This is a genomic window from Scytonema hankhaensis NUACC26 (genome assembly GCF_045865695.1).
In the GTDB taxonomy this organism is placed as follows: Bacteria; Cyanobacteriota; Cyanobacteriia; order Cyanobacteriales; family Nostocaceae; genus Scytonema.
Genome location: NZ_BAACAP010000216.1, coordinates 14,373 through 35,657 on the forward strand (window position 1 = coordinate 14,373; position 21,285 = coordinate 35,657).

19 protein-coding genes are annotated in these 21,285 nt (G+C 40.6%); 8 read left to right on the plus strand and 11 right to left on the minus strand.

From position 1 onward, the window contains the following. Window positions 1–208: 208 nt before the first annotated feature. Window positions 209–490 (plus strand): type II toxin-antitoxin system Phd/YefM family antitoxin, encoded by a 282-nt coding sequence (locus tag ACKTT2_RS28650; protein ID WP_407893019.1) that lies wholly within the window; start codon window positions 209–211, stop codon window positions 488–490. Window positions 491–836: 346 nt separating this feature from the next. On the opposite strand, the gene ACKTT2_RS28655 is transcribed toward ACKTT2_RS28650, so the two are convergent. Continuing rightward, the gene (locus ACKTT2_RS28655; RefSeq protein WP_407893145.1) at window positions 837–3,224 is read right to left on the minus strand and encodes a CHAT domain-containing protein; all 2,388 of its coding nucleotides are present in this window, start codon (window positions 3,222–3,224) and stop codon (window positions 837–839) included. On the opposite strand from ACKTT2_RS28655, the gene ACKTT2_RS28660 reads away from it, so the two are divergent. Then, window positions 3,172–3,852: a hypothetical protein gene (locus tag ACKTT2_RS28660; RefSeq protein ID WP_407893021.1), complete on the plus strand. Its 681-nt coding sequence runs from the start codon at window positions 3,172–3,174 to the stop codon at window positions 3,850–3,852. The genes ACKTT2_RS28655 and ACKTT2_RS28660 overlap by 53 nt on opposite strands. Before the next feature lie 17 nt (window positions 3,853–3,869). Here the strand turns inward: ACKTT2_RS28660 and ACKTT2_RS28665 are convergent, their stop codons facing one another. Next, the gene (locus ACKTT2_RS28665; protein ID WP_407893023.1) at window positions 3,870–4,532 is read right to left on the minus strand and encodes a hypothetical protein; all 663 of its coding nucleotides are present in this window, start codon (window positions 4,530–4,532) and stop codon (window positions 3,870–3,872) included. 960 nt (window positions 4,533–5,492) lie between these two features. Here ACKTT2_RS28665 and ACKTT2_RS28670 point away from each other — a divergent pair. Then, the gene (locus tag ACKTT2_RS28670; RefSeq protein WP_407893025.1) at window positions 5,493–6,794 is read left to right on the plus strand and encodes a glycosyltransferase family 4 protein; all 1,302 of its coding nucleotides are present in this window, start codon (window positions 5,493–5,495) and stop codon (window positions 6,792–6,794) included. Here ACKTT2_RS28670 and def read toward each other — a convergent pair. Both def and ACKTT2_RS28680 read right to left on the minus strand, forming a co-directional pair. After that, window positions 6,791–7,318 carry a peptide deformylase gene (def, locus tag ACKTT2_RS28675; RefSeq protein WP_407893027.1) on the minus strand — a complete coding sequence of 176 codons (528 nt, stop codon included), beginning with the start codon at window positions 7,316–7,318 and terminating at the stop codon, window positions 6,791–6,793. The two genes, ACKTT2_RS28670 and def, sit on opposite strands and share 4 nt — an antisense overlap. Before the next feature lie 89 nt (window positions 7,319–7,407). Further along, window positions 7,408–8,685 (minus strand): HhoA/HhoB/HtrA family serine endopeptidase, encoded by a 1,278-nt coding sequence (locus ACKTT2_RS28680; protein ID WP_407893147.1) that lies wholly within the window; start codon window positions 8,683–8,685, stop codon window positions 7,408–7,410. Window positions 8,686–8,788: 103 nt separating this feature from the next. Here ACKTT2_RS28680 and dnaA point away from each other — a divergent pair, with 103 nt between their 5' ends. The 3 genes from dnaA to dnaN all read left to right on the plus strand — a co-directional run bounded on the left by dnaA (window position 8,789) and on the right by dnaN (window position 12,029). Beyond that, window positions 8,789–10,150: a chromosomal replication initiator protein DnaA gene (gene dnaA / locus ACKTT2_RS28685; protein WP_407893029.1), complete on the plus strand. Its 1,362-nt coding sequence runs from the start codon at window positions 8,789–8,791 to the stop codon at window positions 10,148–10,150. Next, window positions 10,147–10,485: a hypothetical protein gene (locus tag ACKTT2_RS28690; protein ID WP_407893032.1), complete on the plus strand. Its 339-nt coding sequence runs from the start codon at window positions 10,147–10,149 to the stop codon at window positions 10,483–10,485. The genes dnaA and ACKTT2_RS28690 overlap by 4 nt, the downstream gene beginning before the upstream one ends. 377 nt (window positions 10,486–10,862) lie before the next feature. Beyond that, window positions 10,863–12,029 carry a DNA polymerase III subunit beta gene (dnaN, locus tag ACKTT2_RS28695; RefSeq protein WP_407893034.1) on the plus strand — a complete coding sequence of 389 codons (1,167 nt, stop codon included), beginning with the start codon at window positions 10,863–10,865 and terminating at the stop codon, window positions 12,027–12,029. Window positions 12,030–12,124: 95 nt separating this feature from the next. Here the strand turns inward: dnaN and ACKTT2_RS28700 are convergent, their stop codons facing one another. After that, on the minus strand, window positions 12,125–12,373 hold the full coding sequence (locus tag ACKTT2_RS28700) for a tetratricopeptide repeat protein (RefSeq protein WP_407893036.1): 249 nt from the start codon (window positions 12,371–12,373) through the stop codon (window positions 12,125–12,127). 22 nt (window positions 12,374–12,395) lie between these two features. Here ACKTT2_RS28700 and ACKTT2_RS28705 point away from each other — a divergent pair, with 22 nt between their 5' ends. Together ACKTT2_RS28705 and ACKTT2_RS28710 are read left to right on the plus strand one after the other, a co-directional pair. Further along, window positions 12,396–12,596 (plus strand): hypothetical protein, encoded by a 201-nt coding sequence (locus tag ACKTT2_RS28705; RefSeq protein ID WP_407893038.1) that lies wholly within the window; start codon window positions 12,396–12,398, stop codon window positions 12,594–12,596. Window positions 12,597–12,757: 161 nt separating this feature from the next. After that, a complete protein-coding gene (locus ACKTT2_RS28710) occupies window positions 12,758–13,006 on the plus strand; it encodes a hypothetical protein (protein ID WP_407893040.1) in 249 nt (82 codons plus the stop codon). A gap of 13 nt (window positions 13,007–13,019) precedes the next feature. Here the strand turns inward: ACKTT2_RS28710 and ACKTT2_RS28715 are convergent, their stop codons facing one another. From ACKTT2_RS28715 to ACKTT2_RS28740, 6 genes are all read right to left on the minus strand, one after another. Beyond that, window positions 13,020–13,616: a Uma2 family endonuclease gene (locus ACKTT2_RS28715; RefSeq protein WP_407893042.1), complete on the minus strand. Its 597-nt coding sequence runs from the start codon at window positions 13,614–13,616 to the stop codon at window positions 13,020–13,022. Between the two features lie 188 nt (window positions 13,617–13,804). Beyond that, window positions 13,805–15,979 carry a carotenoid oxygenase family protein gene (locus tag ACKTT2_RS28720; RefSeq protein WP_407893044.1) on the minus strand — a complete coding sequence of 725 codons (2,175 nt, stop codon included), beginning with the start codon at window positions 15,977–15,979 and terminating at the stop codon, window positions 13,805–13,807. A 112-nt stretch (window positions 15,980–16,091) separates the two neighbouring features. Further along, window positions 16,092–19,649 carry a WD40 domain-containing protein gene (locus ACKTT2_RS28725; RefSeq protein WP_407893046.1) on the minus strand — a complete coding sequence of 1,186 codons (3,558 nt, stop codon included), beginning with the start codon at window positions 19,647–19,649 and terminating at the stop codon, window positions 16,092–16,094. Between the two features lie 116 nt (window positions 19,650–19,765). Beyond that, window positions 19,766–20,446 carry a hypothetical protein gene (locus ACKTT2_RS28730; RefSeq protein WP_407893048.1) on the minus strand — a complete coding sequence of 227 codons (681 nt, stop codon included), beginning with the start codon at window positions 20,444–20,446 and terminating at the stop codon, window positions 19,766–19,768. Then, window positions 20,443–21,003, minus strand: a complete 561-nt coding sequence (locus ACKTT2_RS28735; RefSeq protein ID WP_407893050.1) for a GNAT family N-acetyltransferase — start codon at window positions 21,001–21,003, stop codon at window positions 20,443–20,445. The genes ACKTT2_RS28730 and ACKTT2_RS28735 overlap by 4 nt, the downstream gene beginning before the upstream one ends. A gap of 9 nt (window positions 21,004–21,012) precedes the next feature. Beyond that, window positions 21,013–21,207 carry a hypothetical protein gene (locus ACKTT2_RS28740; protein WP_407893052.1) on the minus strand — a complete coding sequence of 65 codons (195 nt, stop codon included), beginning with the start codon at window positions 21,205–21,207 and terminating at the stop codon, window positions 21,013–21,015. Window positions 21,208–21,285: the final 78 nt, after the last annotated feature.

Here is a 21,285-nt window from a genome sequence, read left to right on the forward strand (position 1 = left end):
CGCACTCCAAAATTACCGATATGAGTCTTGACAGTTCTTAGCAAAGCCCAGAGCTACAACGCTTAGAGCTAGAATAACACCAGGGTTGTCTTAGTAAGTAAGACTGAAACCAAGAGATATCTGTGCTTATCTTAATTCAAAATTTCCTCTAAAATCAAATATGGAGTATAACATCAAGATAATTCTCACATAAAAGAGTAAAAGCGCTATGTCTCAACAGTATTCAATTGAGCAAATTTCTACAAATCTGGATAGGATTTTTCAGGAGGTCGAACAAGGTGAATCAGTGCAAATTACACGGCAGGGACAGCAAGTTGCTGTTATCCTATCTGTAGCTGAATACGAGCGTCTGTTGTCAGAAAAGCCAAATTTTGGGGAATCTTTACAGCAATTTCGGCAAGAAATGATTAAAGAGGGAATCGAAATTAATCCTGATGAAGTCTGGAAAGATGTGCGCGATCGCTCTCCTGGACGTGAGGTTAACCTGTGAGTTTTAGTAAAGAGAATAATTGATAGCTATTAGAAAACTACCTGCTTATCTAGATGGGTAAATTGCAGCGATCGCAAAAGTAAATGGACTGATTTTAGTAACAAACAATGTATCAGATTATGTATTTTTTCAAGAGCTTAAAATAGAAAATTGGTTTGTTTAATAGGAATAGTAAGAAATAATGTATTGTTTGGATACAGCGCAACTTATCCCTCCTACTGGTTGTGTATCTGAATGGGAGAAAGGTAAGAAGAAAAAACCTTTAGCTGGTGTGGCTAGTGTTATTTGTTGGCTGCGGAAAGAATTTTTTAGTTGATGTATGGGATATTTTCGAGCGTCTTTCTGTTTAACGCCCGTCGCCAATCAAGACAAAAGGCGACCAGTAGTAGGGGTGGCGGTGAATTTGCTTAAGCTTGGCTTTTTGCAGTGCTTCTGTTTTGCTCATCCCTTGCTTAAGGTTGTGATAGAACTCGATCGTGAGTTCTTGAGTGGCTTTATCCTCAACTGTCCACAAACTTGCCATTACAGCTTCTGCACCAGCACGCTCAAAAATATAAGCAACACCAGTAACTCCTTCTCCATTAAAGTTGGTTTGTTGAGCGGTTTGACAGGCGCTTAGGGTCAACAATTGTGTACCTTTCAGCCCTAAAAGAGTAGCGTCAGCAATATCGAATTGAGTATCGGCGAAGAGCAAAGTATTTTTTTTCAAGTTCAATTGTTTACAGTCATCTTCTTGAAAGCAACCATGAGTGGCTAAGTGCAGTAAGGGAAAGCGTAGGGCTTGGATTTTGAACTTATCGAGAGTGGCATTTGTGCCGAGATAAGCCTCACTTCCTGGGAGTAATTGGGTAATCTTTTTAACTTCTTCTTCTGCTCCAGGTAAATTTTTTACATCACGAGGTACGGGATTTCCAAATGCTAAAACCTTTTGTTGTCTTCTACGTGCAAGGTCTTGTATTCTAACTGATTCTAAAGACTTAGTAGAAATACGTGTTAAATAGTTAATAGGATATTTTTCAATGAGAAATTTGTTGGTTTTGCTGTCGTAAAGGGTTTCAAAGGGTAAGTAGCGCAATTTGCCAGTAGCGATAATACTTAGTTGTTTAGGGGATAAGGACTGAATTTTATCTTCCACAGGACGAATAAGGATGTCATAAATCTGTTGGCTACCAGTTTCGATATAGCTATCATCACCATCATTTTGTAACTGTTTCAGGTATTTGGTGAGGAGGTTGTCATACACCACAGAGTCAATTTGTGTTTTTACTACGTTTAGTTGGTTTTTAGTTAAGACAAAAATGGCGATGGTATTTTTCAGTAAGACTGGTTGAATTACAACTGTTCTGCTTGGAATGGAGGATTTAAGCTTTTCTATATCTGTGGGCTTGGTTTCAAATAGTTCCGCTACTTCAGGAAAACGTTGGGATATGTTTTCTGCTTCCTTGTAAACTTGTGCTTCTAATTGTCTAATTTGTCGGGATAAATCCTCGAAATACTGGTCTTGCAGTTGTTGGCGTAAAGATTCGAGGAGTTGATTTTTTTGATTCCACCTGTCCAGTGCTTGCTGTGCTTGTAGATTGGCAACTTTGACGTTAATCAGTCGAGTGTAGTCAGCAAGCTCAGCTGTAGTAAATAAGTTTACCCACTCAAAGGCTTGCTCGTCTTGTCTTTGGTCAATAAGAAGATCGACAAGAGTACTTATATTTTCATCATTAACTACAAGAAACTGTTGGCGATTTTGCTTTTGTAAACCGGAGCGTATTTTCAAGGTGATTTGAACCGATTGTTTTAAATGAGGAATAGCTTGAGTTGGTTGATTTATATCACGGTACAATGTACCAAGATTACCCAAACTTGTAGCTTCGCCTGCTGTATCGTTTACTGCTTGAAATAGGGGTAATGCTAAATTATAGTACTCAAGTGCTTTGTGGTTTTGTCCGAAATCTGAGTAGAGTACACCCATGTTATTAAGAGTGACAGCTTCGCCTGCCTTATCATTGACTGCCTGTCTAAGAAGCAATGCCGAGTTAAAGTACTCAAGTGCTTTATGGTTTTGTCTTAAATCAAAGTAGAGTACACCCATGTTATTGAGGATGGTAGCTTCCTTTGGGCGGTCACCTAAAGCCTGCAATAAGGGCAGTGCAGATTTGACGTATTCAAGTGCTTTGTGCTTCTGTCCTAAATTGGAGTAGACTTGACCAATGTTGTTAAAAATCCCGGCTTCCCTTGCCTTGTCACCTACAGCTTGAAATAGCGGCAGTGCAGATTTGAAGTACTCGTTTGCTTTCTGGTGTTGTCCTAAATCAAAGTAGACTTTACCAATATTATTAAGTGTAACAGCTTCGTCTGCCTTGTCATTAGTTGCATGTTTAAGCAGCAATGCCGAGTTGAAGTACTCGAGTGCTTTCTGCTTCTGTCCTAACTCAGAGTAGAGGAGTCCAATGTTATTGAGGATTTTGCCTTCGGTCGCTTTATCGCCAATAGCCTGTAGTACTGGCAATGTCAAGTTGAAGTACTCAAGTGCTTTATGTTTTTCTCCCAACTTGAAGTAGGCTGCACCAATGTTATTGAGGGTAACAGCTTCTTGTGCGCGATCTCTTACTGTTTGAGACAAAGGCAGTGAAGAGTTGTAATACTCGAGTGCTTTGTGGTTTTGTCCTAAATCAGAGTATATTCTACCTATGTTGTTAAAAACTTTAGCTTCCTCTGCCTTCTTCTTGGCTGCGATCGCTATTCAAATAACTTTATGGTTAATTAATGCGATCGCAGATGCCGTAACTGATACCATTAATCAATTTATCTCACATAGAATTCTCCCTGCTACCGAAAGCAAACGCTCATGGATAGCAAAATGGATAAGATCTCTAGCTGTCTTTAGTTTTTTCCAACTGCGCTCAGTTAATTTTTTGCGATCGCTAGTCAATGAGATAGTCATAGTGTCTTGGGTGTTAGTCGTTATATTTTGGCTAGCGCGATGGCAAGGTAATGCAGATGCAAGACGAGATGCGAGTCAATACTCCACCTTGCCCGTAATAGCATTTATTACACATGAAGACAAATCTGCTTTGGGGCGTAAACTTAACGATGCATTCACCAATCCATCATTAGAAAAATACCGTATTATCGGAGATAGAGGTCTATTTAATGACTTGCGAGGAAAAGAAGATACTGATATTAGCAATCCAAACCAGCCTAGAGTTTGGCGTTTGCTCCTTGAAAGCGAGCGTTGGATTTATGTATTTCCAACATTGCCCCCAAATGCACAATTTAATGACCGTCCATTAGTGTTAGCTATTCAAGAAGGTGATAAGGGACATCTTATAATTCGCAGTCCAGAAGTTTCCAAAACCCTATCTCCGTAAACTACCTCATAACTTGATTAATATGGTGTTACCCGAATTGTCATTGTGTTTTGTTGGACATTAAATTGTATTTCATCCACAACATATTGCCGATCCCTGGCTACTGCTAGAATACCTCGCAACCGCGCTGGGGAAACTATGGGTGGTCTCAAGTTGACGACTGCTTGACCTTGGGTAGGGTTTTTTATATTCAAAGTATTGAGTGGTATACCACTCCAAGTGACTGGCTTACCAACAGGACGCTCTCGCTCACCTCGAATAATCTGACGCCCATTGCTTCTATAAGCTAGCGCACCGTCTCTGAAAACTACTTTTGTAATTTGTGTGAGTGGAATAGAAGTTGTTTCCCCTGCTCGCTGCATTGATATTGTTTGCTTCTGTGGATCGATTGCTATTACCCGACCACTGCGTGATTCACCCTTTGTCAGCACAACATCTGCAAGTTCCGGTAACGCCACCGCAACCAATTGATCTGCTGCGATTTGTGCCTGTGCTGACAAGTAATGACCTTTGTCAACTTCCCGAGCAGGGACACAATGAGAGTTTTCCAGTCCCGCGATCGTTGTTAATACAGCTACAACTAATACCTGAAAAAAAGTTTTCATACCTTGAATGGTGTTTTCTGCGTAATGCCGTTGAAGGTCTTGGGATGCTTGTTCTGACCAAATGACTAGGGACATGGCGATCCGTGCTACGTCCCTAAATTAGCCTAAGTAATGAGTCATTGGACACAATTAATTTCAATAATGTTTTTGCTTTGTCCTATGCCCCATGCCCAGCCTTTATAAGTGTATTTATTTTAGTCCAGTTACTTATCTGTTATGCTACCACTTCCAGTTCGCGTTAGCCCACTAAATAAAGCGGTAAGAGGATGTTTGTAAAGTCTACTGTAGTATCAAGAGCCCCCCCTAGCCCCCCTTAAATAGGGGTTTCACAGGCTACAGCAAGTGGCGTGGATAATGGGGGAGCTAGAGTTTTGGATACCTCAGCCAATACTTTTCAAACATCCTCTAAGAGTAAATTGCATAAGTAAGACTGAAAAATTCTGAGTTCTTCTTTATAGATATAGATAAAACCTGTTTGATTTGGGATCGGCATTTAATTTTAATAAAAGCAATGGGTACACTGTATTAATTTGTGAAATCTCTATCGGTAGAGCTATGACAAACAAAAGTTAGATATGGTGGAACAATGTCCTACCTACTTAAAATTTTCATGAATAATTTAGGATACCTATATAGTATAAAGATTTAATGAAATAAGCGCTCTCTTTATACAAGCAATTCCCACATTGATGTTACTATTTCTCGTGTATCTACCTAATGTGTGGACACAAAACTAAATTATTAAAAATCATCGAAATTAAGCTTTATTTATACTTAATTTCCTTTCAGCGTTTGCAAATTGTACGGATAAAACCCAAACTTCACGTATTTTAAAAATAGACCGTTGTGTAGATTAATAAATACGTACTGAGTAGTACTGTAGAAAGGGAATAGCGTGCTAACACTATTTCCCATTACACTTCTCAAGGTGCATAACTAAACGATCTGACATCAATTTACAGTGAGGGTGACGTCGTAATGTAATCAAGTGGAACATTGATTTTTTGTAGTACACACAGAACTGACTCATAACTAATGCACATTCTGATTTACTCCTACAACTACTATCCAGAACCGATTGGAATAGCTCCATTGATGACTGAACTAGCAGAGGGGCTTGTCAAACAAGGTCATCAAGTTAGGGTGATTACGGGTATGCCGAATTACCCACAGAGAGAAATCTATCCGGGTTACCGTGGAAAGTGGTACGTAACAGAAGAGAAAAATGGTGTCACTATCCAGCGTTCCTATTTACGTATTAAATCCAAACCAAATGTGCTGGATCGACTGTTCCTAGAATTAAGTTTTGTGTTCACTAGTATACCACAAGCATTGAACGGCTGGCGACCTGATGTTATTCTTCTAACAGTACCTCCGTTAATGGTATCGTTACCAGCTAGTTTCTTGAGCTGGCTGTATAACTGTCCGGTAGTACTGAACGTACAAGATATTCTTCCAGAGGCGGGTGTACGGGTTGGGCTACTGAAAAACAAACTGATGATTCGGGCTTTAGAAGCTTTAGAAAAGTTTGCGTACAGACGCGCCCACACCATTAGCGTAATTGCTCAGGGCTTTTTAGAGAATTTAGTCAGTAAGGAAGTCCCTATCCAAAAAATAGTTTGTATTCCCAATTGGGTGAATGTAAATTTCATCCGTCCATTACCAAAAGAGAAGAACTATTTTCGGGCTGAACATCAGCTTGAAGGAAAATTTGTGGTGATGTACTCAGGTAATATTGCACTGACGCAAGGTTTAGAAACAGTCATCGAAGCAGCAATTTCTTTGCGCCACATTCCAGAAATTGTTTTTGCGATCGCAGGTGAATCAAAAGCTCTCCAGTGGCTGCAAAAATACTGTTTGGCATCTAAAGCAAACAATGTTTTACTTGTACCGTTACAACCCAGGGAAAAACTACCAGAAATGTTAGCCGCCGCCGATGTTGGGTTAGTCGTGCAAAAGAGCAATGTCATTTCTTTCAATATGCCTTCTAAAATTCCACTTCTGTTAGCTTCCGGTCGTCCGATATTAGCTAGCGTTCCTGCTACAGGTACAGCAGCCAGATCTGTACTAGAAAGTGGTGGAGGTATAGTTGTCGCTCCAGAGTCACCAGAGGCTTTAGCGAAAGCAGTCCTCAACTTGTATAAAAATCCTGACGTTGCGACTCAACTTGGGGAGAAAGGCAGACAATTTGCTATAGAGCGTTATTCTTTTGAGCAAGCTTTAAGAAATTATGAAATTCTGTTCTCTAGAGTTATTGCAAGCCAAGAACAGAATTTAAGCATATTGCCCGAAGAAAGGCAGATGGCAGATGGCAGATGGCAGAAGGAAAGATTTTAATTTTTAACGATTTGTTTTTGATATTCTTGCTCGCTCATGATATCCAGGGTGCTTTCAAGTCTGTCTAGAAAGACTATACCATCAAGGTGATCGTACTCGTGTTGAAAAATTCGAGCTATAAAATCTGTGAATTCTGCTTTGTGAAGTTTGCCATTTCTATCCATATACTCTACTTCAATTGCTTGATATCTAGGAACTAAACCTCGAATTCCCGGAACGCACAAACAACCCTCCCAACCCTTTACGACCTCAGTAGAATGTGCAATGATTTTGGGATTTATCATAGCCGTTGGTTCCATTTCTGGAGCATTTGGGTATCTAGGATTGGGATGAGATGCAACAATAAATAAACGTAAGGATTCTGCAACTTGGGGTGCAGCAATTCCTACTCCATTGGCTTGAGCCACTGTTGCTATTAAATCATCTATCAGTTTTTGAATGCGATCGTCATGGATATTTTTAATTTCTAAAGCTTTCTGACGGAGAATGCGATCGCCTAATTGAGTGATTGGAAGTGAGACCATTTCAGATTTTGGATTTGAGATTTTGGAGCTACTGCGTTGGACGGGTTCCACCGCAACGCAGTGGCTCCCCAATGCCCAATACTCTATTATTAACTATAACGACGAACTGGCAATGGTTCGGGACGGATTGATACTCGTAAGGTTTGTCCTTCACGCTGTACTTGTAACTGTATCGATTCTCCTATCTTGCTAGCTTCCACTATTTTTTGGACTTCTTCTATTTTCGTAACAGATTGGTTGTTAATACCTTGAATAATATCGCCTTGTTTAAGACCTGCAGTGGCGGCTGGAGAACGGGGAACAATACCAAGTAACAGAACTCCTTTGCTAGCGGTAATATTCACCTCAGAGCCAGAGTTGATTGTGTCTTTAAGTTCTGGTGTCAGAGTTACCATCTTAATACCCAAGTAAGGATGGTCTACTTTTCCTTTGGAAATCAATTCTTGAGCAATTCGCTGTGCTGTGTTGATGGGAATAGCAAATCCTAACCCTTGAGCACCCCGGATAATAGCAGTATTCATACCAATGACTTCACCGCGAACATTTAATAGTGGTCCGCCAGAGTTACCGGGATTAATAGCTGCATCGGTTTGAATGTAATCCACTCGCTTATCGGTAGCGCCAATATCACTACTAGAACGTCCCGTAGCACTGAGAATTCCCGAAGTAACAGTGTTGTCTAAACCCAAAGGATTACCAATGGCAATTACCGCTTCTCCCGGTTGCAAGTTCTCTGAGTTACCAAGAGGGACTGTGGGTAATTTTCCAGCATCTATTTTGATAACTGCCACATCCGTTACCGGATCTTCACCAAGTACGCGCCCTTCTAATTCACGACCATCCTTTAATTTTACTATGACGCGATCGGCTCCATTCACCACGTGAGAGTTGGTCAGAATTTGCCCTCCAGAGTTAATAATAAATCCAGAACCACTTCCCTGTTCTACTCTTTGTCTTGGTTCTGATGGTCGCATATCCCCAAAAAATCTTCGGAAAAATGGATCGTCAAACTCATCTGGTAATTGCTCTGAAATTGTCCTAGCTGCATTAATCCGAACCACGGCTGGTCCCACCCTTTTGACCACTCCAACAACAAAGTTGGGATTATCAGACCCCGAAAATATTGGTGCGATAACTGGGGTAGTTTTCTCGTTGGTACTTTGGGCTATATTTTCACCTCGAGCTTGTGCCTCGGCATCAGGTTTTTGTGCCTCAAAACTTACAGATGGTATGGAACAACCAGTAAGAGATGCTACTGTTATGCTGCATAATAGCATAAACCCGATTTTAGCGATCGAGGAAAGTTGAGACGGCAAGTGTTGCTTGTCGCTGTTTTGGGATTGAGATTCACAGTCTTTTGTTGTCATCTGTTCTTTTTGTCTCCTGGGAGAGGGGGAGTGTATCATTGGTTACTGGTCACTGGTCACTGGTCACTGGTCACTGTTCGCTGGTCATTATTGGTGGTAAATTATGGAAATGCCCATAGACAATCTGTGGAAACAGGTACTGGAACGTTTACAACTAGAGCTATCTGGTCCCACGTTTGAAACCTGGATTAAGACTGCCAGTGCAGAGCAATTTGAAAATAATTGCTTGGTGATTCGCACCCCCAACCCATTTGCTCGCAATCGGCTACAAAAATATTACATAAAAACGATAGCTAATGTGGTACAAGATATTCTTGGTTATCGCGTAGATATCTATATAACGGTTGGTAACGGAGAAGAAGTTCCCAATCTTGAAGACACGGAGAGTGCTTGGGAACTACCAACCCAAACTCCAAACCCTGAAACAGTCACTCGACGAACCAAAACAGCAGAATTAAATCCAAAGTACGTCTTTTCGCGATTTGTTGTTGGTGCTAACAATCGCATGGCGCACGCAGCTTCTCTAGCAGTTGCTGAATCTCCGGGGAGAGAATTTAACCCCTTATTTTTATGTGGGGGAGTGGGCTTGGGGAAAACGCATCTTATGCAAGCGATCGGACATTACCGATTGGAGATTCATCCCGATTCAAGTATATTCTATGTTTCTACGGAACAATTTACAAACGATCTCATCACTGCTATCCGTAAAGATAGCATGCAGAGTTTTCGCGAGCATTATCGCGCCGCAGATGTACTTTTAGTCGATGATATTCAGTTTATTGAGGGTAAGGAGTACACCCAAGAAGAGTTTTTCCACACCTTTAATACTTTACACGAAGCAGGCAAACAAGTTGTCCTAGCATCCGATCGCCCTCCCAACCAAATCCCTCGTTTGCAAGAACGATTGTGTTCCCGATTCTCTATGGGATTGATAGCTGATATCCAACCGCCAGACTTAGAGACGCGGATGGCGATTTTACAAAAAAAAGCTGAGTATGAAAATATTCGCCTTCCAAGAGACGTGATTGAGTATATTGCCTCCCACTACACTTCTAACATTCGAGAATTAGAAGGAGCATTAATTCGTGCAGTGGCGTATATTTCTATTTGGGGTTTACCTATGACAGTAGAAAGTATTACTCCCGTTTTAGAACCACCAACTCAGAAGGTAGAAACAACACCAGAAGTCATTTTATCAGTTATTGCAGATACTTTTGATATATCAATAGAGGACTTAAAAGGAAATTCGCGACGGCGAGAAATTAGCTGGGCGCGTCAGATTGGAATGTATTTAATGCGTCAGCATACTGATTTGAGTTTGCCGAGAATAGGAGAAGAGTTTGGCGGTAAAGACCATACAACAGTGATCTATAGCTGTGAAAAAATTGCTCAACTCAAAGAAACCGACCATAATTTGACACAAACTCTACGTCAATTAAGCGATCGTCTTCGTGGAGCGAAATGACAATTCAGGTACATGAGGTATTTCTAAAAAATCAATTGTCTAGTGAATGTAGAATTCAATTATCTGGTGAACGTGGAGCGCTATCATCTGGTAAATGTGGTACGGGCGTCCTCGCCCGTACATTATGGAAGACGGGCGAGACGCCCGTACCACAAGTTTCTTCTGTTGTTAGACAATTTCTCCAGAAGAAGATTATGGAAGACGGGCGAGACGCCCGTACCACAAGAGCAGAGTGTTGTACCACAAGAGCAGAGTGTTGTACCACAAGAGCAGAGTGTTGTACCACAAGAGCAGAATGTTGTACCACAAGAGCAGAGTGTGGTTCATTTACTTGAAAACTGTTGTAAATGTTAAGCCAAGTCTAAAAAATCTTTAAGCTAATATTAGCTTGTGGAAAGTTTATTATTTTTTGTGGAAAACTAACACAAAATCTGTGGAAAACTTCACACCTTCAGTGGAAAACTTCATTTTAAGTATAACTACCCTGTGGAAAATATAGGGGTGTTTTCCACAAGTTATCCACAGGCTGTCTTTAACCAGTGACCAGTGACCAGTGACCAGTGACCAGTAACCAGTAACCAGTAATCAGTGACAGATGAATCCTTATACTTAAAAAGTGGAGGATTTGAATAATAAATTAATTTCTTTTTTTCCCGCTCCTCACATTTGCAACAAGGTGTTACGATATCCAACACACTTGCCATTTTTGACCATGAAACTAGTTTGCACCCAAAGCGATCTGAGTACTAACCTCTCATTAACAAGCCGCGCTGTACCTTCGCGTCCAACTCATCCGGTACTTGCTAACGTGCTTTTACAAGCAGATGCGGAAACTAATCAAGTTAGCCTGACAGCTTTTGACCTCAATTTGGGTATCCGTACCAGCTTTAACGCTGAGGTGTTGCAGGGGGGAGCGATCGCAATTCCTGCTAAGTTATTGAATGATATTACTGCTCGTCTTCCAGAAGGAGAAATCACTCTAGAGGAAGAATCAGCTGCTAAAGGAGATCGTATCAGTGGGGAAGGCTTAATTGTTTCCCTAACGCCAAAAAACGGGCGTTATGAAGTGCGAGCCATGGGAGCAGAAGATTTTCCAGAACTACCTGCGATTGAAAATGACAGCTCGATTCAGATTACTGCTAGTTCACTAATTGATGGATTGAAGGGTTCTTTATTTGCAACAAGTAGCGATGAAACCAAACAAGTCTTGACGGGAGTTCATCTCACAGTTCAACAAGACTCTCTCGAATTTGCGGCTACCGATGGACATCGTTTAGCTGTGGTACAAACGACAAATGAAAGTACGGATACAAGTAGTGAAACGAGTTTAGAAGTCACATTACCAGCTAGAGCTTTGCGAGAACTCGAACGGATGCTAGCCCATAGTGCATCATCAGATGAAGCGATCGTTATGTCTCTCGACCAAGGACAAGTTATTTTTGAATGGCAAAATCAGCGCTTGACTAGCCGGACGTTGGAAGGACAATATCCGTCTTACCGTCAGCTTATTCCCCGACAATTCGAGCGCGAATTAACTTTAGATAGAAAGCAATTTATAAGTACTTTAGAGAGAATTGCAGTATTGGCAGACCAGAAGAATAATATAGTGAAAGTTAGTATAGATAGTGAAGCGCAAGAGATTACCTTATCTTGTGAAGCTCAAGATGTGGGGAGTGGGAGAGAGTCTTTACCAGCACAAATATTGGGTGAGGAAATAGATATTGCTTTTAATATTAAGTATCTTATGGAAGGTTTAAAAGCATTGCCCTCTACAGAAATTCAAATGCAACTGAATTCAAATCTGACACCAGTGATTTTTACACCTATCAGTGGTGTGAAGATGACTTATTTAGCTATGCCAGTTCAGATTAGGAATTAACTATAACAATCCTATTTGATTTATAAAATACACGTAGGGTGGGCATTGCCCACCACCAAGTCTATTGTGTGGCATAGCCCTCCTACCTACAGTACCTAAGATGTAAGCGCTGCTTCGTAGCGTTGCAGGTAAATCAGATTATTGCCTCGATTAAACCAAATATTAGCGTCGTCCGGCTTGAGAGCAATCGCTTTGTCATATGATGCGATAGCTTCTTCGTAGCGTTGCAACTCACCTAGAACATAACCTTTAGAATGCCAAGCAAGAGCAAAGTTAGGTTTGAGAGCAATCGCTTTATCATAGGCAGCAATGGCTTGTTCGTAACGTTCAGAATTTAGTAGCAATAGAGGAAAAGAGAGATTAAATATGGGTAAAACTTTGAGGGAAAAAATACAGCAGTTACCATTGGAGCAGCAAAAAGCGATTAAAGAGCGTTCAGCCGAACTTATAGCAGAGGAAATGATACGACAACAACGTAAGACTTGCACTCAAACTTACTCAAGAGCAGATAGCAGAACTTCTTCAAATCGATCGAGGGAATGTTTCTCTACTAGAACAACGTACTGATTTAAGGCTCTCAACTTTACAAAAACATGTAGAAGTAATGGGAGGTAAGTTACGACTTGTTGTCGAGTTTCCTAATCAAAGACCAATTACCCTAGTTGGTATTTCAGAAATTGAAGAACCAAAGGAAATAACAGATTGAAAAGCAAGATAGGAAAGTAGAGATGACCATTACTCTTAGTTTACAGCCAGAGTTAGAGCACGCTCTTTCTTCTGAGGCTTCTCGGCTAAATTTATCATTGTCTGAATACATTCTACGTATTCTATCTAAAAGACAAATTTTAGAAAATGCGCCAAAAACTGGAGCAGAACTGGTTGCTTACTGGCAAAGTGAAGGGGTAATTGGTTCCCGACCAGACATTACTGATAGTCAAGCATATGCTCGCAAGTTAAGACAACCCTATGCACGCTAAAAGCTGAAAAAATTCACCTAGCTTGGTCTCTGAGAAATTGCTCAAATTCCAGAACAGCATCATACTGGTCGGGCATAGCTATATACTGTAGCAATACATTTATGTCTAAATTGGGAAAGAAACTGCTATGATTAACTTCCTCATATTCACCTTTTTCATTTAAATGGAATATTCTAATAGTGTCTGATTTCCAAAACCAAACTTCAGGAACTTGCTTGGGTTTGTATAATTCCTTTCTGTCAATAGTGCCACTGGTAATAATAACCTCAATTAAGATATCGGGAGTGTCTTTATCAGTGCCAATGCAGTAAGATTCATCAGGTGTTCCAGAAGCATAGCCTGTTTTTTCTATGGTAAAGCCACCTGTTGCGTAAAATTTGATACCTAATACTCTCATGTATGCTTCTAGCAGCAAACCGAGAGTCCTTTTTACACGCTCATGCAACAGACCAACTGGAGACATAATTTCTAAAATTCCTGATAAATAAGATAGCCGGACACTACGGTTATCGATTAGCTGTGCCTCAATTCCTTTAAATTGCTCCCAAGTTACATCTCTTAGGGTTACTAGTTTTTCTTCTGTAGCACGATTTAAAAGTGAAATACTCATACAACTAATTATTCATAGCACTAACTCTATTATAATTTGTATAGTCTAACAGTGAGAAGGTTTTACAATTCTCTGTGCGACTCTCTTAGATAGGATTAATCTGTCTAGTTGAGGTTACACTATTTTACCTAACGAATGGAATTTGTAGCTATACAAACAAAGTCAGCCGGTACGGACTTATAGAAAATTTATAAGTTATTTTTATCTGCTTCTCTTAAAGATTTTAGTAGTTCATCTTCGGGAGTCTGCTGAATAAAATGTGGGGAAACTACATCATCGAAGATTTTCTGGAGCTTTGCACTTCCATTTCGGATTAAGCGATCGCAATCTAATTCTAAAGACTCTTTTCTCCTTTTTTCCCTGTATGCGGTTTCTGAATACTTTTCTGTTTTTATGCTTGGTAACCACGTCGAATGAATGGTAAATCTCAAGTGAAGTTTTGAATGACTCAGGCGATATATAGGTTTCTCATTGAAATCATCAGCATCAAATATCCAGAACTCACCTTTAGGCTTATCATCAGATAAAACAACGCAAACAATATATCCATGTGTTGATTTATCTTTTCCTTCTGGGAGAGGTTGAGAACTTGGTATGAATTGTGGGGAACAACCTAAATAACCATTTGGAAACTGAAATGAATCAACAATCTTCATAGACTCTGTATCTAAACGTAGCAATGTGGAGGGTTTATTCTGAAGTAACTCTTGATTTGATATTGTGCGATAATCGCTTTCTTTATAAGCATCGTAAATACGCTTGGGTATAAGTTCCCAAGAAAATCCCCATGACATCCAGTAAATATTTTTTATTCTTGTTTCTGTTTCACTCTGACGATCGCGACACAATTCGCGGTGAGTATAGACAGATAACGACCATGTACTCTCAGGATCGCTCACAAGTTTTGCATCCAGTAAGGCTCCGGTTTCTCCATCAATAACGTAGCGACCTAATAAACCTAAATCCATTGGTCCGACTACCATACCTTCCAAATCTTGGCGCAATTGGTTTTTACCCTGCTCTGGGACAGGTTCATCAAAGCGGCTAATCCACTCTGTCACATCCCAACCATTTCGATGTCCTACGTGAAGAGTAATTTTATTTTTTGGATTGTCGTAATCAACAGTAAAATGTGACACTCCATATGGAACGCTGAATTTTGTAACTGGTAGCTCGTTTATCGGTTCATTGCACTGATTATCCGAATTAGCTAACTCTTGACGACGAACAATATAAAAATTTGTAAATGACTTTTGTTTAATTAATTGAAGAAAAACTGAAGAAATCCACTTTCCCATATTTCCTATAAGTTCATTTTTTCTAATCACATCAATAAGAAAAGGCGAGAAGATTTGTGATAATTCCACCATGAATGGAACATCTGGAATAATAATGTAATCTTGGGTAATTGCAATTTGATGAACGGCTTGTGATATGTACAGAGGTTTACCATCAAGGGTAAGCCGCCATCGTTCCATTTTTTTAGTTGTAAAGTTATATCGAACTAAATCGGTAAAACTCCCAAAAAAATCTTCATAAGTTAGCTGAATCTTCTCTAATTTTTTCCAAATTTGCTTGAAACAACCTATCCAGTAAATAATATTCAAACTTTGATTAACTATTTTTTGAAATTTACCGTTATAGCCTGTTGAATAGTTAACTGAATACAAGAACTCAGAATCCTTAGTCACATCTGCCACTGGATGTGCGGGATTGGAGTAAGTTGGAAAAATCCAAGGAATGATAGGAAATATAGATAACCAATCTTTTGTGCTTCCCACAGGTTCTAGCAACTCCATTGTATCTGGATCGATTTCATACGGACGTCCTGCATCAAAAGTAACCACGAGACGTTCTTTTGTTTGAGCAAAGGCAGTATTTAATTGATTGCGAGAACCTAGCACTAAGCTGGTACGAGCAACTCCGCCATCATGAAACTTGTAGAGTAGCGAATCATTTTTTGTGGCTTGGTCGGCATAATAACAGGGAGTTTTAGCAATTCGAGTTTTAATGTTTGCGAGTCCTGCTTCAAATCCCAAACGATAAATCATGCCATCGCCGTTATAAACTTGAGTTCCATCACCAGGAGACAATGGCGCACAAATAAAAGCATAACCGTATAAATCTTGTGGTAACTGGATTTTTTCGCTATGGGGCTGTTCTACATTAAATGAATCTGTTTGTCCTTCTTGGCTCCTTGGCTTATAAATCTGAATATCGAGTTCATCAATTTCAATTTCTGCTCGACTCGTATCAATTTTTGGTTCTGGTGGAATTGCGCGAGATTGCTCGTTAATAGGCGCTACAACCGATTGGGGAATCGCTCTGGAAGAATTGCGATCCTCAGACTTATATTTTGCCATAAATTTTTAATAGTGAATGCTGTTAACTAGGGTTCTTACGGTTACTGGAGTTGATTAATTTTACATTGTATAAATTTCGACGCAGGATAAAGATGTCATTCTTTAGTTTTATTTAAGATATTTCAACTGCTCCCAATGCTCGGAGTGCGGCTTCTTGTGCATTAGTTAAACCCGTAACATCCGTGATATTTGTACCTTCATAGGGTCTTTGTACTTGTAGCGTTGCTTCCCATTCTCCTGTTTCCCTATTCCATAGATGAATGGCTTCGTCTTCGCTAGCACTCGCGATCGCATGATGATTGTTGCTCAATACAACAGACCACACCCAATTCTTGTGTTGCTGCAAATTATACAAGCACCGACCGCTCTTGACATCCCAAACTTTGACAGTTTGGTCGGAACTACCACTAATCAACTGATGGCTGTCATGACTGAAACTAACTGACAGTACCCAGCCAGTATGTCCAACTAAAGTTTGTAAGCGTTCACTACTTTGTGCATTCCAAATTTGAATTGTGTTGTTCATACAACCACTAGCAATGCTTTTCCCATCAGGGCTAAACGCAACTGACCATATTCGCTGCTGATGCTGCAAAGTTTTCAGACACTCCCCACTATTCACATTCCAAAGTTTTACGGTTTGGTCTTCACTTGCACTGGCTATTTTGGAACCATCAGGACTAAACCTCACACATCCAATGCGATCGCTATGCCCTACCAGTATATGCAAGCAGTTCCCATTGCTTACATCCCAAATTCGGACTGTTCGGTCTAAACTACAACTGGCGAGGAGTTGACCGTTTGGGCTAAAAGCCACAGACCAAACTGAGTCTGTGTGTCCTGTAAGGGTATGCAGACAACTACGATGTAATAAATTCCAAATTTTCACAGCTTTATCTGTGCTACCACTAGCAAAGATTTGGTTGTTTGGCGCAACTGCTACGGTCAGTACTGAATCTTTATGTTTGTTCAAAGTATACAAACAGTTACGGCTGCTAACATCCCAAATCCTCACACTACAATCTTTATGAGCGCTAATCAGTGTTTGACCGTCCGCGCTAAATGCCACAGATCTAACCCAGTTGGTGTGTCCGCCTATAAAACCCAAACACTTGCCATTGCGTGCATCCCAAAATCGAATTGTTTGGTCCTCACCACCACTTGCAACTTTTGTACCATCAGGATGAAATGCCACAGACCAAATTTGTGATGTATGTCCTGGAATAGCGTGGAGACACTTGCCACTTTTTACTTCCCAAAATCGGATTGTTTGGTCTATCCCAGCACTGGCAATTTGTTGTCCATCAGGACTCCAGGCTACAGACCACACCCACTTGGTATGTCCTTGTAAAATAGTCAAACATTTACCATCATCAACGTTCCAAATCCTTACAGTGGAGTCAAAACTACCACTGGCAATTTGCCGACCATCTGGGCTAAAACTGACAGGAACTACCCAACCTTCATGTCCTGCGATCGCTCTTACACATTTGCCATTCTCAACATCCCAAATCCGAATCGTTTTGTCACTGCTACCACTAGCAAGTAACTTGCCATCTGGACTAAAACTTGCAGACAAAGCCCAATGAGCGTGTCCTTCCATGACTTGCAAGCACTTGCGATTTTCTACATCCCAAATCCGAACCTTACAATCCTCGCTACTGCTAGCAAGCAACTTGCCATCTGGACTAAAACAGACTGAATACGAGATACAAGAATATTCTTGAATAATTTGTAAGCATCTGCCATCCCGTACATCCCAGATTCTAATCGTACCATCCGTGCTAGTACTTGCTATGCTACAACCGTCAGGACTAAAAGCGATTCGTCGTACCCAGTTAGTGTGTCCGCGCATCGTTAAAAGACATTGTTCATCTGCAACTCGCCACAGATTAATCTCGCCTTTAGCATCGCTGCTTGCAAGTACCTCACCGTCCGGACTAAATGCCAAGCATAAAACAGCACCAAACGTTTGTTTGAAGACAGATTTAGCAAACTGCGATCGGGCAAAATTGACGTTATGTAGAGTTGCATCCGCTAAATATGCTTGCCAAATCGCTAGATGCGAACAATCAAGATGGCTCAAGTCGGCATTGATTTCGCATAATATATTGAGAATGTTACCTGCTGCATATCCTGGTTTTAAAGGCATTTCTTGTTGCAGAAGGGCTAACATCTGTTTGAGTTGATGCTCAATAGCGTTGATACTACCCAACATTTCAACTAATCTATTGATAATAGGTCGCACAATCAAACGTATTTGAGCTTGTCGAATATACTCTTTACTTTGGGCTTTAGTTAGAGCGTAATCGTTGAGGAATGGATAGCGTTGATTTGCGATCTCTTCACACACTCCAGTAATTATTCGATGCGTAACGTATTCCAGTAATACAGGTTGCAATGCGAGTTGCTGTTCCTGTTGTTCGACAAATGCACGGCGTCTCAGTGACTGTACTGCATCCAGCAACTGTCCCACAACTGTTTCCGAGACAAAATCTGCTTCTAATTCGGCTAGGGAAACAGGTTCTCGATTGATTGCTAACCAGCACATAACTTGCTGTTCTAATGGTGACAGACGGTTAAATTGTTGTTGGAGCAAGTCGTTGATATCTTCAAACTGTAACTTTCCCTGCTGTAGGAAAGGTATCAGCTGTCCTAAGTCACCTCTATAGACTTCTTGCACTGCTGAAGCAGCGATTTTTAATGCCAATGGATTGCCTGCAAAATGGTCGCATACTTCTTGCAGCTCTTGCTCGTTGACTCCAAAGCAACCCTTGGTATAAAAGATTTTATGTCCTTCAAGTGATGTTAATCCTTGTAAGAGTAGAGAACGTACTTTTAAAGTTGGTCCTTCGAGTAATGCGACTTCTTTGGGTTTCTCGCGACTCGTAAGAATCAAACAACTTTGATGGTTGACTTCTCCCACACACTTAAGTAAGTAACCATAACCTTCATAACCTTGCTGGTATTTTCCGGCACTAATACCATCTTGCAATATGGTTTCCAAGTTATCTAGTATTATCAAACAACGTGAAGAGCATAAGTAATGCAGCACGCGAGAGACTTGTGGTTCGAGTTTATGCGGGAGATTGATTTCCTGTTGCTCGGAGAAAAAATGAATGAGATCCGACACAATTTCTTCTACTGGGGGAGCGTTTTGAAGCGATCGCCAGACAACATATTCAAATTCTTTTTGCAATTGTTCTGTTAGCTTGACTGAGAGTGCGGTTTTTCCCATACCACCCATACCCAGCAGTGCTACGATACGACAGCGATAGTTCACAATCCATTGGTGTAGGGTTTCTAATTCAGTAGTACGTCCGTAGAAGTGAGAAACCTCAATTGCTTCTCCCCAATCTGTTTGAGAAGTAACGATTGGATCGTTTGGAGTGGGTGAGACGATTGTACTGTTTTGTTGCCTTGCTGCGTTTCGCTGTAGCACTCCATGCAAATTATTCTTAGTCACTTTTTCGCCCAAAGCTTTAGAGAGCAATTGCCAAAGTTCGGAACCAACGTCCTTAATATGACCGGGATCGTATGTGAGTTCTTCCGCCATTTCCTGGTATGTTTTCCCATCCCAGGAGTTGCGGAACACTATCTCTTGAACTTTTGTTAAGCGTCCTCGTTCCAATAATTGCTCGACTAGCGCGATCGCTTCTTCAACTGTCATTGATTTTGGTAGCAGCACTTTGTTTACTACTGTATCTTCACATCATTATTTTTTGTTTACGTAAATTTACTAAGAAGAGCCGACTTTTCTGATATGGCTATTAAGGTAACTGCTTTTCAGCTAAAGCAAGCTTTATCTACCACAATTACTTGGTTGGGTGCTAAAACTCCGCTAACTGCTATCAATTGCAATTCTCCCTGTTCTTGAGGGTGCTGTTCCTTAACAAAGGCGATCGCGGTATCACTTGTTTTTGCTTGAACTACATACACCTTAGTTGAAGTCGTCATCACCCAAATAGGATCGGGCCAGGTATGTCGGGGACTTAAAACAGATTTGTGAATGGCTTGATGAGAAAACTGAATGATACTCTCAAGTTCAGTAGTGTCTAAACAATCTCCTAAATCTGTTACCAGAAGTTCTCTTAACTTCTCACTAGGAATATGTTCAGCAACTTTCTCCACTACAGCTGGTTTAGCTGCTGGCTGGGGATAATGGTATTTAATGTGGGCTTCTACAACTAGTGGCTGAATAAATCGGGTGACACGCTCGATAATGGAATCAAAATCTGTTTCCATCAGCACTCCTCCTAAATACTCCCGCAGTAATCCCCTCAACTTTTCATCAGAAACATTAATTTCACAAGTATTTAGGTAAACTGCAAGTTTATTACCCCAATCCCGACCACAGCCAATTTCACCATTAGAAGCATCTTCAGCTGCAATACCTTCCATTAATTGCTCCTGGGTCATAAAGCTGCTGATAAAAGGATTAGTTTGGGGAGGAATAGCTTGGGTCATGAGTCGTATCTGATGGTTTCAAAATAGATAAGGTTATCAGGTTCATCAGGATCTGGATCGCAGTCTACTAGACCTATTCTAAGCTTACGGTAGAAATCCAGCGCCCCTGGTAAGGAATGTAATCCTATCCTACCTTTATAGCCTAATTCTTCACTGCGGAGAATAGCAAAGTTCACCAGGATGGTACCAACACCTTTATATTGTGGAGGATTAACAATCTTGGGTCTATTCCACGGAGCGCTCGCTATTGCTTCAATGTAAACTAGTCTTTTTCTATACTGAGAGTCAATTTGACAACGTTTTTTCAACACATTAATGGTGAGCAATCCTTGAGTCATGCCAAGGCATTCAATCGCGTAGAGTTCTCCACCAGGGAGTATAGTTGCCCAACGGCTCTTTCGCTGCCAGTCCCAATATTCATCTTCTGCTCCAGTTCCCAGAAGTTGAGGCTCCCAATAGTTCTTGGCATCTTCTAAGTGTTTATCAGTTACTGGCATGAGAGTTGCTTCTACAAATTGGTTGTCAGCAGCCCGAAACAGAGAAATAGAGCGAGTCAAAATTTTGTCTTAGGCATAATAAAATTCAGATAAATTATAGAATAAAACAAAACCACTAAATGCCAAGCATAAAACAGCACCAAAGATTTGTTTGAAGACGGATTTAGCAAACTGTGATTGGCCAAAATTGACATTATGTTCTTTTGACTGACTCTTTTTATCCCCTCCCGCCACAAGTACAATGAGTGTTTTGCCGGAACGCACAAAATACACTCGGTATTAATCTTTACAAACTTTAAAAAGTTTTCTAGTAAACTTACTGATGTTAGTTGATTTCAGTTA

What these genes read in the sequence shown, in the direction of transcription:
- ACKTT2_RS28650 (WP_407893019.1), top strand. Translation starts at nt 209, where the DNA reads ATGTCTCAACAGTATTCAATTGAGCAAATTTCTACAAATCTGGATAGG.
- ACKTT2_RS28660 (WP_407893021.1), top strand. Translation starts at nt 3,172, where the DNA reads ATGTTGTTAAAAACTTTAGCTTCCTCTGCCTTCTTCTTGGCTGCGATC.
- ACKTT2_RS28665 (WP_407893023.1), bottom strand. Translation starts at nt 4,532, where the DNA reads ATGTCCCTAGTCATTTGGTCAGAACAAGCATCCCAAGACCTTCAACGG.
- ACKTT2_RS28670 (WP_407893025.1), top strand. Translation starts at nt 5,493, where the DNA reads ATGCACATTCTGATTTACTCCTACAACTACTATCCAGAACCGATTGGA.
- def (WP_407893027.1), bottom strand. Translation starts at nt 7,318, where the DNA reads ATGGTCTCACTTCCAATCACTCAATTAGGCGATCGCATTCTCCGTCAG.
- ACKTT2_RS28680 (WP_407893147.1), bottom strand. Translation starts at nt 8,685, where the DNA reads ATGACAACAAAAGACTGTGAATCTCAATCCCAAAACAGCGACAAGCAA.
- dnaA (WP_407893029.1), top strand. Translation starts at nt 8,789, where the DNA reads ATGGAAATGCCCATAGACAATCTGTGGAAACAGGTACTGGAACGTTTA.
- ACKTT2_RS28690 (WP_407893032.1), top strand. Translation starts at nt 10,147, where the DNA reads ATGACAATTCAGGTACATGAGGTATTTCTAAAAAATCAATTGTCTAGT.
- dnaN (WP_407893034.1), top strand. Translation starts at nt 10,863, where the DNA reads ATGAAACTAGTTTGCACCCAAAGCGATCTGAGTACTAACCTCTCATTA.
- ACKTT2_RS28705 (WP_407893038.1), top strand. Translation starts at nt 12,396, where the DNA reads ATGGGTAAAACTTTGAGGGAAAAAATACAGCAGTTACCATTGGAGCAG.
- ACKTT2_RS28710 (WP_407893040.1), top strand. Translation starts at nt 12,758, where the DNA reads ATGACCATTACTCTTAGTTTACAGCCAGAGTTAGAGCACGCTCTTTCT.
- ACKTT2_RS28715 (WP_407893042.1), bottom strand. Translation starts at nt 13,616, where the DNA reads ATGAGTATTTCACTTTTAAATCGTGCTACAGAAGAAAAACTAGTAACC.
- ACKTT2_RS28720 (WP_407893044.1), bottom strand. Translation starts at nt 15,979, where the DNA reads ATGGCAAAATATAAGTCTGAGGATCGCAATTCTTCCAGAGCGATTCCC.
- ACKTT2_RS28725 (WP_407893046.1), bottom strand. Translation starts at nt 19,649, where the DNA reads ATGACAGTTGAAGAAGCGATCGCGCTAGTCGAGCAATTATTGGAACGA.
- ACKTT2_RS28730 (WP_407893048.1), bottom strand. Translation starts at nt 20,446, where the DNA reads ATGACCCAAGCTATTCCTCCCCAAACTAATCCTTTTATCAGCAGCTTT.